At 50.8% G+C, this 15872-nt stretch carries 13 protein-coding genes and 1 tRNA gene; 8 read left to right on the plus strand and 6 right to left on the minus strand.

Annotated elements, in window-relative coordinates:
- Positions 1–15: 15 nt before the first annotated feature.
- From HP572_RS01995 to HP572_RS02015, 5 genes are all read left to right on the plus strand, one after another.
- Complete coding sequence (locus HP572_RS01995; RefSeq protein WP_240584648.1) at positions 16–972, plus strand: AraC family transcriptional regulator; 957 nt, start codon at positions 16–18, stop codon at positions 970–972.
- 193 nt (positions 973–1165) lie between these two features.
- On the plus strand, positions 1166–1459 hold the full coding sequence (locus tag HP572_RS02000; protein WP_240584649.1) for a DUF1778 domain-containing protein: 294 nt from the start codon (positions 1166–1168) through the stop codon (positions 1457–1459).
- Between the two features lie 117 nt (positions 1460–1576).
- Entirely contained in the window at positions 1577–2701 is a 1125-nt protein-coding gene (locus tag HP572_RS02005; RefSeq protein ID WP_240584650.1) for a site-specific integrase, read from the plus strand.
- 252 nt (positions 2702–2953) lie between these two features.
- Positions 2954–5047 carry a site-specific DNA-methyltransferase gene (locus HP572_RS02010; protein ID WP_240584651.1) on the plus strand — a complete coding sequence of 698 codons (2094 nt, stop codon included), beginning with the start codon at positions 2954–2956 and terminating at the stop codon, positions 5045–5047.
- Positions 5047–8031 carry a DEAD/DEAH box helicase family protein gene (locus HP572_RS02015; RefSeq protein WP_240584652.1) on the plus strand — a complete coding sequence of 995 codons (2985 nt, stop codon included), beginning with the start codon at positions 5047–5049 and terminating at the stop codon, positions 8029–8031. The genes HP572_RS02010 and HP572_RS02015 overlap by 1 nt, the downstream gene beginning before the upstream one ends.
- A 269-nt stretch (positions 8032–8300) precedes the next feature.
- Here HP572_RS02015 and HP572_RS02020 read toward each other — a convergent pair whose 3' ends face one another.
- Positions 8301–8549, minus strand: a complete 249-nt coding sequence (locus tag HP572_RS02020) for a helix-turn-helix domain-containing protein (RefSeq protein WP_010299606.1) — start codon at positions 8547–8549, stop codon at positions 8301–8303.
- Positions 8550–8634: 85 nt separating this feature from the next.
- Entirely contained in the window at positions 8635–8889 is a 255-nt protein-coding gene (locus HP572_RS02025) for a helix-turn-helix domain-containing protein (protein WP_240584653.1), read from the minus strand.
- A gap of 104 nt (positions 8890–8993) precedes the next feature.
- On the opposite strand from HP572_RS02025, the gene HP572_RS02030 reads away from it, so the two are divergent.
- Positions 8994–9236: a helix-turn-helix transcriptional regulator gene (locus tag HP572_RS02030; RefSeq protein ID WP_240584654.1), complete on the plus strand. Its 243-nt coding sequence runs from the start codon at positions 8994–8996 to the stop codon at positions 9234–9236.
- Between the two features lie 248 nt (positions 9237–9484).
- Here the strand turns inward: HP572_RS02030 and HP572_RS02035 are convergent.
- Positions 9485–9560, minus strand: a tRNA-Phe gene (locus HP572_RS02035).
- A 314-nt stretch (positions 9561–9874) separates the two neighbouring features.
- Here HP572_RS02035 and HP572_RS22915 point away from each other — a divergent pair.
- Both HP572_RS22915 and HP572_RS02040 read left to right on the plus strand, forming a co-directional pair.
- Positions 9875–10006 carry a hypothetical protein gene (locus tag HP572_RS22915; protein ID WP_256462089.1) on the plus strand — a complete coding sequence of 44 codons (132 nt, stop codon included), beginning with the start codon at positions 9875–9877 and terminating at the stop codon, positions 10004–10006.
- Between the two features lie 231 nt (positions 10007–10237).
- Positions 10238–12391, plus strand: coding sequence for an ornithine decarboxylase (locus HP572_RS02040; protein ID WP_240584655.1), 2154 nt, complete (start codon positions 10238–10240; stop codon positions 12389–12391).
- A gap of 60 nt (positions 12392–12451) precedes the next feature.
- Here the strand turns inward: HP572_RS02040 and ansP are convergent, their stop codons facing one another.
- The 3 genes from ansP to HP572_RS02055 form a co-directional block, all read right to left on the minus strand.
- The gene (gene ansP / locus HP572_RS02045; RefSeq protein ID WP_240584656.1) at positions 12452–13903 is read right to left on the minus strand and encodes an L-asparagine permease; all 1452 of its coding nucleotides are present in this window, start codon (positions 13901–13903) and stop codon (positions 12452–12454) included.
- A 375-nt stretch (positions 13904–14278) separates the two neighbouring features.
- Entirely contained in the window at positions 14279–15019 is a 741-nt protein-coding gene (locus HP572_RS02050; RefSeq protein WP_240585674.1) for an SDR family oxidoreductase, read from the minus strand.
- Between the two features lie 79 nt (positions 15020–15098).
- Positions 15099–15728 (minus strand): TetR/AcrR family transcriptional regulator, encoded by a 630-nt coding sequence (locus tag HP572_RS02055; RefSeq protein WP_233966420.1) that lies wholly within the window; start codon positions 15726–15728, stop codon positions 15099–15101.
- Between the last annotated feature and the right edge of the window lie 144 nt (positions 15729–15872).

A 15872-nucleotide genomic window follows, 5' to 3' on the forward strand; every position in this document is an offset into this window, starting at 1 on the left:
TCCGGAGTTGCCGTCATGACCGTTCAGTCACCCGATTTGATCAGCGAGCTTCTGCGTGGGATGCGTCTTTCCGGGGTGACATATCGCCGAATTGAAACCCATGCCCCCTTTGGTGTGTCGTTCCACTATGAGCCCGGCAGAGCGCAGTTTCATTTTGTCAGCCAGGGTACGGCGCTGCTGCGCATGGAGAGTGGCGCGACGTTTGTGCTCAAAAGCGGGGACGCGCTGTTTATCCCCAATGGGAATTCGCATGCGTTGCTCTCTGATGAAAAGGCTGATGTCACGCCGGTGTCGGCATTTCCCAGCGAAGCGATTTGCAATTCGGTGTGTGCGATCGGCTGCGAACCGTGCCCCGATACCGAAAACACGGTGATTTTCAGCGGATGTATGGATTTTGAGCTGGGTGGAATGCAGCCGCTGATCAAAGCGATGCCGGAAGTCATGATGGTGAGCCGCCTGATGTCGACCTGGCCGGAAATCCATCCGATTCTTGCGGCCATGGAACGTGAGTCGATGACGCGTCAGGTAGGATTTGCCGGCATTCTGGCGCGACTGGCTGATGTGGTCGCGGCGCTCATTGTGCGTGGATGGGTTGAAGCCGGCTGCGGTAAAGCGACGGGCTGGGTACAGGTACTGCGCGACCCGCGACTGAGCCGGGCGATTTACGCGATGCATCAGCAGCCGGGCGTCAACTGGAGCGTCGCGGAGTTGGCAAAAGAGGCGGGCACCTCCCGTTCCGTTTTTGCCGAACGTTTTCTCTCTGCAACTGGCACCACCCCCGCGAAATACCTTAGCGAGTTGCGCATGCGTCTGGCCGTCCAGTACATCCGGCATGAGCATCAGGCGATTGAAACGGTAGCGCTGCGTCTGGGTTACGGATCGCTGGCGGCATTCAGCCGGGCATTTAAACGCATCGTGGGCCACGCACCGGGAGCGCTGCGGGAAATCGGTCAGGCTTCTGAGGAGGTTTGATGGGGAGCTGAGTTAGAGATCATATTGGAAGTGAATGCGGCAGCTGTATCGATCGTCGCTGGCTGCGGTACCAAAAGCTTCTTCACGCCGTTCGATAGGAAAGTTGCTCCCCATCGTGCCGACAAAAACGTAATGAGATAAGCTTTACGCAAACTGTATAATTATTCTCCAGAGGGAATAAAGGAGGGGCATCATGCTAGCAGTAAAAGATGTTTCTGCTAAACGTGTGACATTAAATTTACGTATCAAGCCTGCCGAACGCGATCTTATCGATCGTGCGGCGAAAGCCAGAGGAAAGAATCGCACTGATTTTGTTCTTGATGCTGCCCGTGCTGCCGCAGAGGAAGTGTTGATTGAGCAGCGCATCATCATGGCAGATCCCGATGCTTATCAGGAATTCTTTGCCCGTTTGGATCAGGCTCCTTCGCTGAATTCCGCGCTGTGTAAAACCATGCAAACACTCGCACCGTGGGAACAGGAAAAATGATCTCAGCCCCTGAGCCACCCCACGCTGTATTGGAAGGTTCATGCGAGCAGAGACCTAAATGCGCTATCTAATTTGTTGTATTGTCTTTCCCTTTGACCAATAGGGAAGACAATAGTAGTGAAAAAACGTATAAAAAAGATACTGTTAAGTAAAGCGCTGGATAAGTATTTTTCCACGGTTTCGCGACATAAACGAGGACAATTGCAGGAGTTCTATCGAATCAATGTTATCAAGCGTTCGCGTTTGGCTAACAGAAATATGGATGAAATTTCATCCATAGACATTGCAGAATATAGAGATAATAGATTATCGGAATTTAACGCCAGAACGCAAAAGCCGATAAGTGCGAATACTGTGCGACTGGAATTAGCATTGTTATCGGCGCTTTATAATCTGGCAAAAGTTGAGTGGGGCACATGCTCTATAAACCCTGTTGAAAATGTTCGCAAGCCTACCGTATCGTCAGGCCGTACCCGAAGGTTAACCACTCAGGAAGAAGGACAGCTAACCAGATACTTCAAAGATAAAAATCCTGAATTATTGGCTATTTTTCAGATCGCATTGGAAACGGGAATGCGGCAAGGCGAAATTTTGTCGTTGCGATGGGAATATACCGATCTTCGCCTCGGCGTTGCCCATTTGCCTTTGACGAAAAATGGGACATCGCGAGACGTTCCATTATCATCAAAAGCACGGCAAATTCTGTGTGGCTTGGGTGAACGGCCACATCATGAGAATGGCTATATTTTTAGCTACACGTCGAGTGGGTTTAAAAGCGCATGGCGTGTGGCTTTGAAGGCTCTTGCTATCGACGATCTACATTTTCACGATCTCAGACATGAGGCAATCAGCCGATTCTTTGAACTGGGAACGTTAAATGTTATGGAAGTGGCGGCGATATCAGGCCATAAATCAATGAATATGTTGAAACGCTATACCCACCTTCGTGCAACCCACCTCGTGAGCAAACTGGATGCACATAAGAAACAGGCTAAAAAGCTCGCATCCATCTTTGTTCCTTACCCAGCGGATATTGATGTCGATGATACAACGGTTACGCTGAAATTCTCCGATCTTGATAACCTATCTGTGACGGCTTCAACGCATGATGATGCCCTGAAAATTGCCTCTGTGGAATTACTTAGATTTCAGGCTATAGCGGCGAAAAATGGTAAGAGGCTTCCGCCACCCGGTGCTATCTCAGTGAATTCGGTTGATAGGGTTCTTATCAGCCCACTTTAGCAATGTAGGTAACTTTTATATGACGATGTTGAGCTAAATATCGTCATTTTTTATGTCGGGAATCTCGACTAACCAGACTGTCTATCCAGACGACGTGTTTTACATATCACACTGATAATCCGGTGCGGCATCAGGCAAAATCAGCAGGCATCATCTTTCTGAGGTGCTAAATTAATTATTGCTATCGACCCAATGACCCGTAACATCCATATGTTATGTACAACAATCACTAAAACACACCGGATTATCAGTATGGCAAATGAACGTATTACTGAATATAGCGCTAAACAGAAAGAAAATGCTGAATTGAGTTGCAGTATTGATGCTTTGGCTGAGGGCCGACAGGATGAGTCTTGTTCATCACTTTCCGATATCAGCAACGACCTCTTTGAGATCCCGAGCGCTACCCCGAATTTTCGCACCGAACTGGCTGGTCAGCTTGCCGAACTGATTCCTGAGGTTGTTGCTGATGGCAAGCTGGATGTTGAAAAACTCCGTGAGTTGCTGGCCGATGATGCGGCTGACAGTAACGAGCGCTTTGGCCTGTTTTGGCCGGGGAAAAAACGAGCTCTGCGTGCCGCACAAGCCCCGACAACTGCAACACTGAAACCAGACTTTGCTAACTCAAAAGACTGGGACGCGACGCAGAATGTGTTTATTGAGGGAGACAACCTTGAAGTACTGAAGATCCTGCAACGACACTATCACAACAAGGTCAAGCTGATTTATATAGATCCCCCTTACAACACTGGCAACGATTTTGTTTACCCTGACAACTACAGAGAGGGGCTGGATACTTACCTTGAGTGGACGCGGCAGGTGAACGAGGAAGGTAAGAAGGTTTCCACCAATAGCGAGACCGAGGGGCGTTATCACTCCAACTGGCTGAACATGATGTATCCACGCCTGAAGTTAGCACGCAATCTGCTTACTGATGATGGTGTGATTTTTATTTCGATTGATGACCATGAACAGGACAACCTGAAGAAACTATGTAATGAAATATTCGGAGAAAGGAATTTCATTGCCCAACTTGTATGGGAAAAGAAAAAGAAAGGAGCCTTTTTATCTGAAAGTTCAACAAATATAAAGGAGTATATTTTTGTATATTCTAGGAGCGTTTCTAATTTCAATGGACTTATTGGTGAAATTGCAAGAAATGTAGAAACATATCCTGTAATTAAAACTACGAATTCTCGTGGTGTACGCCTTATCAAAAAAGGGATACCGAGTAGATTCAAATCAAAAAATCATATTGTTCCAAGCGGAAGCCGGATTAGCTCCGGCAATATGGAGATGATTTTACTATCAGACCTTGTTATCAAAGACGGTTTTTTGGCTGAGGACGTCAAAGTTGATAGTAATTGGATTTATTCCCAAAAACTCTTGGATAGCTATGCTGATGAGAAGAGCTTGTATGTTACGCAAGATCTTTATTTTCGTCGTATTGTCAGTGAACCTAGAGAGAAAAAGCTGAAAGATCTACTTCCAATGAGGGGGAATTCTTCCTCTGGAGCAAATTTTTCAATTTCGGACGATTTATTTTCTGATGGTTGGGGGACGAATGAAGATGCCTTTGATGAGCTGCATGCTATCTTTGGGCTTCAAAATGTAATGAGTTTTCCGAAGCCAACAAAGCTATTGGCAAAACTATTCCTTGCTGCAAGCCGCTATGATCCCGATTGCATCGTTCTCGATTTCTTCGCCGGCAGTGCCACCACCGCCCACGCCGTAATGCAGCTTAATGCTGAAGACAACGGCAAGCGTCGCTTTATCATGGTGCAACTACCCGAACCTACTCCTGAAGCTTCAGAAGCGCGAAAGGCAGACTTTGCCACCATCGCTGATATCTCGCGTAAGCGCATCAAACTAGCAGGTGAGAAAATAAAATCTGATTTTGCAGAAAGCCAGGTGGACACCGGCTTTCGCGCCTACAAACTGACGGACACCAATTTCACCAAATGGCGCGTCACCAGTGATATCGAACCTGACAAGTTAACCCAACATTTGCTCGACCTGCGCGACAGCAGCACTGATGATGCAAGTCCTGACGACCTGCTCACCGAGCTGTTGATAAAGCTTGGTTATTCATTGAGCGAACATCTCAGTACACAAGTTATCGCCGGGCTGGACATCCATGCCATCGCTGGCGATGCCGACAAGCCGCGTCTGCTGGCCTACTTAAACGAGCGAACCAAACCCACACTGGAACAATTGCGGGAACTAGTGAATGCTGAGCCTATGCGCCTGATCGTTCTGGAGGATGCCTTCCAAGGCGACGACGAACTGAAAACCAATATTGCTCAATATGCCAGGAGTAAAGGTATTGAGCTGAGGACGGCGTGATGAACCATCATTCTCAAAATACGGGCTTTCAATTTGATTCGCAGCAGCAGTATCAGCTTGATGCCATCAATGCCGTGGTGGATTTGTTCGATGGTCAGCCAAAGGATGCCGACAAGATCTCGATTGCCTTGCGTGGCAATGTTGCCAGCCGGGAAGGTGAGCTGGATTTAGGCATCGACCAGGAGATTGGCGCTATCGGCAATAATCTGGTACTGGATGAAGGCACTATCCTTGCTAACTTACAAACGGTACAGGATCGCAACGGGCTGGAGGTCAGCGAAAAACTGGTTGATGACAAACTGGATTTCGACATCGAAATGGAGACCGGTACGGGTAAAACTTACGTTTATCTGCGGACTGTTTTCGAACTGGCAAATAAGTACGGTTTCACCAAGTTTATCGTTCTGGTTCCCAGTGTTGCCATCCGCGAAGGCGTGAACACCAGTATTCGCCTGATGCGCGAGCACTTCCGCAGCCTCTATCCGGCGCTGCCTTTCGATGCCAATGTCTACAGTGGCGACAGAGCTGAGGAAGTGCAAGCTTTTGCCACCGCGACTAACGTGCAAATACTGGTGATGACGATTGACGCGATACGCGGTGATAAGAATACGCGCATCATTCATAAACCACGCGACAAGCTCAATGGCTTGCGTCCATTGGATTACCTCAAAGGTACGCATCCCGTGGTGATCATGGATGAACCACAAAATATGGAGTCGTTACTGTCGCAGTCCGCAGTGGGCGAACTCGATCCCGTATTTACGCTGCGTTATTCGGCCACGCACAAGCAGTTGCGAAATTTGGTTTATCGGCTCGATCCGGTTGATGCACACGAGCTCGGTCTGGTGAAACAGATTGTCGTAGCTGAAGTCGCACAGCACGGTGCGGACGTTGCGCCTTACGTCAAACTACTGGAAGTGAACGACACGAAAGCCGCGAAACTTGAGCTGGCTTGCCGCAAGGCCGATGGTTCTATTGTACGTCGTAGCAAAAAGGTCAAGCCGCATCAGGAATTGTCCGATGTCACGGGAAATCCGGCTTACGCTGGCTGGCGTATTAATGCGTTGAGTATCGCCGCTTTCGGTGAGTCAGCCAGTATTGAACTGACGCCAAATGGAAGCCTGCTGTATGAAGGTGAATCCTTGGGAGGCGCAACGGGCACGATTTACAAGGAAATGATTCGGGAAACCGTGCGTGAGCATTTGCGCAAAGAGGCCATGTTGCGCCCGAAAGGGATCAAGGTGCTGAGCCTGTTTTTCGTAGACAAAGTGGCGAGTTTTCTCGGTGACGGGGTGAACAACGAAGACGCAAATGGTGAGTTCACCAAGTGGTTCGATGAGGTGTTTAGAGAAGAGCGTCGCAAGTCTGACGTCTACCAAAAATTGCTGCCGCAGGATCCTTGCGAATTACGGCGAGCGTATTTTTCCCAACTGAAAACGCGTGGTGGAACGACCTTTGTGGATTCGTCCGGCACAACTGCCAAAGATGACGACGCCTACAAACTCATTATGCAGGACAAGCAGCGTCTGCTGGACGACGCAGAACCCGTACGTTTCATCTTTAGCCATTCCGCATTACGCGAAGGCTGGGACAACCCCAATGTGTTTCAGATTTGTACGTTGCGTGAAATGGGCGCGGAAACGGAACGTCGGCAGACGCTGGGGCGTGGTCTGCGCCTGCCGGTAGCGAAAACAGTAAAAGGCTATGAGCGTGTTACTGACCGTAGCATTGCTCTGCTCACCGTGGTTGCTAACGAATCCTATGCTACGTTCGCTCAGAATCTGCAAGCCGAATACAAAGATGCGGGCGTTGCCATCGGACAGGTGCGACCCAATGAATTTGCCAAATTGATGAAGCGGGATCCTGATGGTGCGATGACCGATGACATGCTGGGGTTCAGGATGTCTTCTGCCATATTCAAGCATCTGGAAAAAGCAGGATTCATCAAGGATGGTAAGACAACTTCCATGTTTCTGCCGGATGCAGAAGGATTCTCACTACATTTGCCGACGGAGTTTAGACCCTACGAAACAGATATTATCCACTGCATTCTTAATGCGGGTATTGAGAAATATGTGAAGCCTGTAAGTGCGCGGGCCAAACGGAAATTCAACAAAGAGCTCTACGCCTCGCCGGATTTTGAGAGGCTTTGGAGCGCTATCAGCCAGAAAACCACTTATCGGGTGACAGTTAAACATCCTATGCTGGTTGAGACGTGCATAAAGGCGATCAAGGCTGAACCCAAAATCCAGCCGTTACGTATTGATGTCACTCGTGCGGGTGTCAGGGTGCTGCGTGGCGGTACGCAAGGGCTAGAACTGGGGGCACGAACTGTCGATCTCAAAGGCAGCTATGACCTGCCGGACATTATCGGTGAGTTGCAGCAAGGTACGTCTCTTACGCGCAAGACGCTGGTGGACATTCTCATCGGTAGCGGCAGATTGGATGAGTTCATTGCCAATCCGAACGACTTCATGGCGATGGTACGTCGTTGCGTAGAGGGTGAACTACAGCGCGTCATTGTTGAAGGCGTTCAGTATGAAAAGGTCGGCGGCTCCATCTATGAACTCCGCGAGTTACAAGCCGATGGCCTTGCCGAAAAGGATTTCTTCAAAGAACATCTGTACCGTGTTGAACACCCTGAGAAAACCGATTTTGATTATGTCGTGTTCGATGGCGGGCCGGACAGCCCAGAGCGAAAGTTCGCCGAGTTTCTCGATCACCGCGAGGATATCAGGCTGTTTATGAAGCTACCGCCAAGATTCCAGATCGACACACCAGTTGGCCCTTATAACCCCGATTGGGCCATCATTAAATCCGAAGACGGAGAAGACCGCATCTATATGGTTCGCGAAACCAAGAGCACTATGGATGAACAAAAAAGGAGACCTTCCGAAAATGCCAAAATCAAGTCTGCTGAGGCACACTTCAGGGAAATTGGCATCGAGTATGCGGTTTCAGTACCTGAACAGTGGAATATCTGACAGTTTGCTGTAGCGGTATGGGTCTGTGAGGAATAGGCTGGATAATCAGTGTGGTAAACCTGTCTTTCTGCTGGAAGGCAGGTTTACCAGATTCCCGTATCAGGAGACTACATGAGATACGGCCTTACGAATTATTGACCAGTCTTTATTTTCAACCCAGACAAAGAGGCATCGACCTTCACTGCGTCTGGCCCACAGTTCTTCGATTCGTTTCTTTTCTCGGCTGTCCACGGCGATGATAATCCGGTGTTCCATGGCCGTGCTCCTCTTTAACCAAGCGCTTTATATTTTGCAGGAATCTTAGCAATAATGCTGGCGGGGTCTAGAGAAAGTAAACGGGCGATATGGATAAATTCTACTATGTCTAATCTTCTTTCCCCGTTCTCAACTTTGGCGATAAACGATTGAGGGCGATCCAGTGCTAGCGCCAGATTTCCCTGCGTGATCCCTTTGGCAATGCGTGCTTCACGTAATGCCTTGATAACGATTTGATATTCATCAGAGTAAACAGAAGCCATCGATTCAACCCCATAAAATTTGGGATCAAATATCAGTCGCTCACTGCTTTATCCCAAAACGGGATAAATGGTTTTTTTGTGTTGATTACTTAATGCTATCTGTTTGTATTTTATGCGCTATTTTTTCTAAAACCGTGGAGGCGTCTACAGATAGCAAGTGAGCGATGTGGACAAATTCAACAACATCCAGCCTACGTTCCCCATTCTCGATTTTGGCTACAAAAGACTGAGGTCGACCTAAAGCGTTGGCTAAATTTTCTTGGGTCATGCCTTTTTCGATTCTGGCCTCTCGCAGTATTTTTATAACTGATTGATATTCATCTGAATAAATCGATGCCATTTTGGTGACCTTGATTGATATCCCAAAATCGAATATCAATCATTTCTCTTTTTATCCCAAAATGGGATAATTGAGCCAATTCATCATAGGGAGAGGTGAGAGAAATGGATAAGCACGATTGGCATCCGGCAGACATTATTGCTGGCTTAAGAAAGAAAGGAACAACGCTGGCGGCGGTATCAAGAGCGTCTGGATTAGCGTCTTCAACACTCGCTAATGCTTTAACGAGACACTGGCCGAAAGGTGAGAGATTAATTGCTTGTGCATTAGGAAAGCAGCCGGAGGAGATCTGGCCGTCACGCTATCAAAGTATGAGTACGAATCATGGGGAAGGGGAGGCAGGATAGTTCTCTCGTAGAGAACCGAACAGAGTTCAAAACCCCATTCCCCAAAAGCAAAAAACCAGCCGTTAGGCTGGTTTCTTTAAATTAGTGGTGCCCGGACTCGGACAAACGCCGGAGGCGTTGAACAGCGCGCTTTTCGCGCTGGCCCTGAAAGGGTGAGCCGCTTGCGGCGAATAATCGAACGGAGTTCGATGGAGAGTCCACAGGCCAGAAACGAAAAACCCCCGCCAAAGGCGAGGGTTAAGAATTAGTGGTGCCCGGACTCGGAATCGAACCAAGGACACGAGGATTTTCAATCCTCTGCTCTACCGACTGAGCTATCCGGGCAACGGGGCGCATTAAACCGTATTGGCCACGTGGCGTCAATGGGTTTCTGTCACAAAGCGGAGCGCCTGCGCTATTTTCAGGCAATTGTATTATTTGCTAGCCGATTCCTGGCGATCCTTTCAGCACGCTTAGCGTGGTAACGTTTCTTTCTCTGATTCGTGCGGCATGTTTCGTTGCACTTTTTACCGCCTTGAGTGCAGGCTGGATTGTTGAATTTGATGAAGAATAATGCCACTATTGCGCGGTTTTTAACGTCTCGTTCACCTGAACGCCCCTTTAAGCGTAGTTAGCGTTAGCTAAAGAGGATCGCCGATATGTCAGATTCATTGCTCATGGTGCTGCACGCTCGCGCCAGTTCGTTGATGACGTCGCTGCGCGTTTCTTCTTATCACCACTGCGCGGTTTACTTTTCTCCCCGTCGATTATCCTCCTTCACCATGCGGTGAGGCGTTCGTTCGCTCGCTGTTAGGCATGAGTAAAAATAGAGTCCGTCTCTGCTTTTACTGATGTCTATCGGATGGTGCTGGCTCCAGTTTTTCCATTCTTAGCCTACAGTTTACCTGTAGGGATCATACGCTTGTCGTTATTGATTGGCATTGTGATTGGTCGGGATTGTTATCCCTGAACGGTGTCTTCCAGGCACGTACACTTACCTTTAACCGTTTGGGTTTGGTTACATGAAACAGTTAAAAATTGCGGCGAATGCAGCGGTTGCCACCCGTTTAATCACAACGCGCGAGATTGTCGCGTTGAGTCAGACCGACTTCACTGATGTGGCGGCGGTCGTGGTTTCTATTGAAGAAGCCCGTAGCGGTATTCTGTCGATATTGCAGCACACCGGTTTTAGTATTCCGGCGTTTGTCGAAGAGCCTGATGAAGATAAAGAGTTAGATGTGCTGCCTGCGGGCAGTGAATGGCTGATTCTCGATGACGAAGGCGAGCACGCGAACGTGTTGGAACGTGCGGCGAAGGCTTATCAGGATGCGATACTGCCGCCGTTTTTCGATACGCTGACCAAGTACGTCAACATGAAAAACACGACGTTTGCCTGCCCGGGGCATCAGGGCGGTCAGTTCTTCCGCAAACACCCGGCGGGGCGTCAGTTTTTTGAGTTTTACGGTGAGAACGTTTTTCGTTCGGACATCTGTAACGCGGACGTCAAACTGGGTGATTTGCTGATCCATGAAGGGGCAGCGAAGAAGGCGCAGAAGCACGCTGCACGCGTGTTTAACGCCGATAAAACCTATTTCGTGTTAAACGGCACCTCCTCGGCGAACAAAGTGGTGACGAACGCGCTGCTGGCGCGTGGCGATCTGGTGCTGTTTGACCGCAACAACCATAAATCCAACCATCACGGTGCGCTGATTCAGGCGGGTGCGACGCCAGTTTATCTGGAAACCGTGCGCAATCCGTTCGGCTTTATCGGCGGCGTAGATGCGCACTGTTTTGATGAAGCCTATCTGCGCAAGCTGATTGCGGAAGTCGCGCCAGAACGCGCCAACGAGGCGCGCCCGTTCCGTTTGGCCGTCATCCAACTCGGCACCTATGACGGCACGATTTATAACGCGCGTCAGGTGGTCGATAGCATCGGGCATCTGTGCGACTACATTCTGTTTGACTCCGCCTGGGTCGGCTACGAGCAGTTTATCCCGATGATGGAGCAGTGCTCGCCGCTGTTGCTGGATCTGAATGAGAACGATCCGGGGATTTTCGTGACGCAGTCGGTACATAAGCAGCAGGCTGGCTTCTCCCAGACCTCGCAGATCCACAAGAAAGATACGCACATCAAAGGCCAGCGTCGTTTCTGCAACCATAAGCAGCTGAATAACGCCTTTATGCTGCACGCTTCGACGAGCCCGTTTTATCCGCTGTTCGCTGCGCTGGACGTCAATGCCAAAATGCATGAAGGGGCAAGCGGGCGTCGTATGTGGATGGACTGCGTGAAGCTGGGCATTGAGGCGCGTAAGCAGCTGCTGACGCGTTGTTCGCTTATCAAACCGTTCGTACCCGTGACGGTGGGCGGCGCGCTGTGGCAGGATCACGATACGGAGACGATCGCGCAGGACGTGCGCTTCTTCAATTTTGAGCCGGGCGAGAAATGGCATGCGTTCGAAGGGTACGCCGAGGATCAGTATTTTATCGATCCTTGCAAGTTACTGCTAACGACGCCGGGTATTGATGCGACTAGCGGTGATTATACCGAATTTGGTATTCCCGCGACGATCCTTGCCAACTACCTGCGCGAGCACGGCATCATCCCTGAAAAATGCGACATGAACTCGATCCTGTTCCTGCTAACGCCGGCGGAAGACGCTGCAAAAATGCAGGAGCTGGTGAATGCGCTGGTGCATTTCGAAACGCTGATCGCTCGCGATGCGCCGCTGAGTGAAGTACTGCCTAGCCTGTATCAGAAATACAAAGAGCGTTATCGCGGCTACCGGCTGCGTCGGCTGTGTCAGGAAATGCATGATTTTTACGCTCAGCACAACGTGAAAGATCTGCAAAAAGCGATGTTCCGCAAAACCGAGTTTCCGTCCGTGGTGATGCTGCCACAGGATGCCAACAGGGAATTTGTGCGCGGGAATATCGAGCTGATTCCTATCGACGAAGCAGAAGGGCGTATCGCGGCAGAAGGCGCATTGCCGTATCCGCCGGGCGTATTGTGCGTTGTGCCGGGGGAAACCTGGGGCGGGGCGGTACAGCGCTATTTTCTGGCACTGGAAGCAGGCATTAACCTGCTGCCGGGCTTCTCACCAGAATTGCAGGGCGTCTATAGCGTCGCGGAAGAAGATGGCAGCAAGCGCCTGTACGGTTACGTGGTAGAACAGTAATTACCTTTCTCTTCAGACCATGAAACTCAGGCTTGGAAACGAGCCTGAGTTTTTTCTGTCTTAACGCAGGCTGGATTCCTGCTGGTTGGCGAGCTTCACGGCTTCTCGCTGTTTTTTCAGCCCGCGCCAGCCGATAATCAGCATGATCGCCAGTACCGGAATGGTTGCAACCGTCCAGGTGCCGTTCGGGTAATCAAACGCCATCAATCCCAACACACTCACCAGAAAAGCCAGCGTCAGCCACGATGTCACGGGCGCACCGGGCATTTTGAACGCCACCGGCTTGGCTTTCCCCTGACGAATTGCTTTGCGCAGCTGCATCTGGCACAGAATGATGAACGCCCAGGAGCAGATAATGCCGAGCGAGGCGATATTCAGGACGATCTCGAACACCTGCGACGGCACCACGTAGTTCAGCACCACGCCGATAATGTGGATGCCGACCGTGACCAAAATACCGGTATACGGCACGGACTGGTTGCTCATTTTCGACAGGAAAGCGGGAGCCGAACCACCCAACGACAGCGAGCGCAGAATGCGGCCCGTCGAGTACAAGCCAGAGTTCAGGCTCGACAGCGCGGCGGACAGCACCACGATATTCATGATCGTCCCGATATAGGGAACGCCCAGCTTGCTGAAGAAGGTCACGAACGGGCTTTGTCCTGCCTGATAGGCGTTCCACGGCAGCAGGCAGACCAACAGCGCGACAGAACCAACGTAGAACAGGCCGATACGCCAGATGACGCTGTTGACCGCTTTCGGCAGCACCTGCTCTGGGTTTTTACATTCGCCTGCCGTGGTACCGATGATCTCGATACCGGCAAAGGCAAATATCACCCCCTGAACCAGCACCAGTGCGGGCAGAATGCCGTGCGGGAACAGGCCGCCGTTATCGGTAATCAGGTGCAGGCCGGGCGTGTTGCCATCTAGCGGGCTGCCCGTGCCGAGATAGACCGTGCCGACCACCAGAAAGATAGCGATGGCCGCGACCTTAATCAGCGCAAACCAGAACTCCATTTCGGCAAACCACTTCACACCGATCAGGTTCATCAGCGTGACGATGGACAGCGCACCCAGCGCGAACAGCCACTGCGGGACATCGGCAAACGTGCCCCAGTAGTGCATGTAGAGTGCGACGGCGGTGATATCGACAATCCCGGTCATCGCCCAGTTGAGGAAATACATCCAGCCTGCCACGTAGGAGGCCTTTTCACCCAGAAACTCACGCGAGTACGACACGAAGCTACCGCTGGTGGGGCGATGCACGATCAGTTCGCCCAGCGCGCGCAGGATGAAAAAAGAGAAGATGCCGCAAACCAGATAGACCAGCGCCAGCGCTGGCCCCGCCATTTGCAGACGGGCTCCCGCGCCAAGAAACAGCCCGGTGCCAATGGAACCGCCAATGGCGATCATCTGCACATGGCGATTGCCGAGACTTTGGTGATAACCCTTTTCGTGGAGACGCTGTTCGGCGGCATGACGCTCGCCATGAGGGGAGGAATGTTCTGTCATTGGTGTCCGTGCTTTCCTGTCTGTCACGCATCTTGTGGTGACGCGTTCGCTATTATTATTTAGAATTCAACTGGTTATATTTTTTCTTGAGGCGTTTTTTTATGTCGTACATCCCTGTACACCACCCTTCGGGCCGTTGCTACGCAACGTTGAAAAACGCTCCCGGCGTTTTTTTATAGTGCGCTGAGCCGCATGGCGGAAAACAACGGCAGCGATGCTACCTTTTCCTGTGTTCTGTGGCAAAAAATGGATAGAAGGAAAGTGTGTCAGAGCGTGATGGTGTGGAGGATCGCGGTGCGTCAGGTGGGGAACACACTTCACCGCTCCGGTTATGTGATAAATACCGGAGCGGGATGAAGCGCAAAAGGTGACGAATTACGCGCCGATATCTGCGCGCGTCGGTCCCTGAAAATGGATGGCGTTGATATGGCAGCTACGCGGCTGGACGAGCACGAAACGCATGGTTTCCCATATCGAGCGGGCGTTCAGCAAATGCTCGCCCATTTTTTCCCCGCTAGCCGGATAGTCATCCAAGCCAGTGACCTCAAAGTCTGGCGGGTAAAATCCTGTCACGCGAATGTTTTCCTGCGCGACATGGTGCGCCAGATTCTGGCTAAAACCGCTCATGCCGTGCTTGGCGGCGAAGAACGCGGGGTGGGCGATAGAGTCGTGGAACTGTGGTACGCCGCAGACGGAAACCATCGCCAGAATATCGGCACCCTGTGAACGGCGTAAACTCGGCAATAGCGCTTTCGTGAGCAGGATAGACCCAGTCAGGCCAGAGTTGATGGTGCTGACGATATCCGTATCGGTGTCTTCTTCCCCCAATGCGCCTTCCAGCCATTGGGCGGCGCTGAGTACCAGAATATCGACGGGTGTGCTGTCTTCCAGCAGCTGTGCGGAAAAATTGCTGACCGAATCAGGATTGGCAATATCGCACTGATACGCACGCGCCGTGCCGCCTTCCTGATGAATGATGTCGACGCTGGCCTGTGCATCGGCCAGTTTACGGGCGCAAAGATCGACTTTCACGCCTTCGCGAGCCAGCCAGACGGATACCGCTTGTCCAAAATCGCGACCTCCGCCGGTGACAATCGCGCGTTTACCTTTCAGCATCATGTGTTCCCTTGGTAAAGAATATTCTTCCGTTACTGCGTATCCGGTGACAGGGCGGGACGCAGCATAAATGTGTTCGTTAGGTTTTCTGTGAAGCTGCCTGTGCGGCATCTTCTTCCGCCTGCCGTAAAATGGCTTTGGCGACCCACTGCGTGACATCCTGAATGCCGTCTTCTTCCAGATGCCAGATATCTTTCAGCACCAGGAAAACCTCCGAACCATAAATAAGCGATAAGGCATAAATTACCCGCTGTTGTGCTTCCGGCGTGATTTTTCCTTCCAGCGGTTCGGTGGCAATTTTGAGCAGGCGTTTACGATTGCCGCGCGTCAGCGTATCCGTATGCAGGCGATTAGAACGGCGGTCGGCCCATTGTTGCAGTGACAGATGTAACGCTGCACGCAGCGCACCTTCATGCTCCAGCATTCTCGGGTAAGCAAAGTGCAGCAGTTCAGCAACGCGTTCGCTGGCATCCGGCTGTGTCGGGTGCCACGCCAGAATCGGGCCAAGGCTTTCGCCGACAACGGCGGAGACTAACGCACTTTGCGTCGGAAAATAGCGGTAGGCTGTCGCGCGTGAAAGCTGAGCCGCAGCGGCAACATCCGTAATGGAAGGGAATATGCCTTGGTCGAACATATTCATGGCAGTATCAATTAGTAAACGACGGGTTTTCGCCCGTGTTGATGTCAGTTTTTCATCCCGTTCAATCACATAGACCTCATTGAATTTTCGGGCCGGACGCTATCGGGCAGCACGGCGTTGTCGCCTGAACTATAGCAAATTGAGTGATTCTTGTGCCACGTCAAGCTTTCTTACTGTTAATGTAATGCCATACATAACATTTTGAGACTTTTG

This window comes from Pectobacterium sp. PL64 (genome assembly GCF_022477975.1).
In the GTDB taxonomy this organism is placed as follows: Bacteria; Pseudomonadota; Gammaproteobacteria; order Enterobacterales; family Enterobacteriaceae; genus Pectobacterium; species Pectobacterium jejuense.

What these genes read in the sequence shown, in the direction of transcription:
- HP572_RS01995 (WP_240584648.1), top strand. Translation starts at nt 16, where the DNA reads ATGACCGTTCAGTCACCCGATTTGATCAGCGAGCTTCTGCGTGGGATG.
- HP572_RS02000 (WP_240584649.1), top strand. Translation starts at nt 1,166, where the DNA reads ATGCTAGCAGTAAAAGATGTTTCTGCTAAACGTGTGACATTAAATTTA.
- HP572_RS02010 (WP_240584651.1), top strand. Translation starts at nt 2,954, where the DNA reads ATGGCAAATGAACGTATTACTGAATATAGCGCTAAACAGAAAGAAAAT.
- HP572_RS02015 (WP_240584652.1), top strand. Translation starts at nt 5,047, where the DNA reads ATGAACCATCATTCTCAAAATACGGGCTTTCAATTTGATTCGCAGCAG.
- HP572_RS02020 (WP_010299606.1), bottom strand. Translation starts at nt 8,549, where the DNA reads ATGGCTTCTGTTTACTCTGATGAATATCAAATCGTTATCAAGGCATTA.
- HP572_RS02025 (WP_240584653.1), bottom strand. Translation starts at nt 8,889, where the DNA reads ATGGCATCGATTTATTCAGATGAATATCAATCAGTTATAAAAATACTG.
- HP572_RS02030 (WP_240584654.1), top strand. Translation starts at nt 8,994, where the DNA reads ATGGATAAGCACGATTGGCATCCGGCAGACATTATTGCTGGCTTAAGA.
- HP572_RS22915 (WP_256462089.1), top strand. Translation starts at nt 9,875, where the DNA reads ATGTCAGATTCATTGCTCATGGTGCTGCACGCTCGCGCCAGTTCGTTG.
- HP572_RS02040 (WP_240584655.1), top strand. Translation starts at nt 10,238, where the DNA reads ATGAAACAGTTAAAAATTGCGGCGAATGCAGCGGTTGCCACCCGTTTA.
- ansP (WP_240584656.1), bottom strand. Translation starts at nt 13,903, where the DNA reads ATGACAGAACATTCCTCCCCTCATGGCGAGCGTCATGCCGCCGAACAG.
- HP572_RS02050 (WP_240585674.1), bottom strand. Translation starts at nt 15,019, where the DNA reads ATGCTGAAAGGTAAACGCGCGATTGTCACCGGCGGAGGTCGCGATTTT.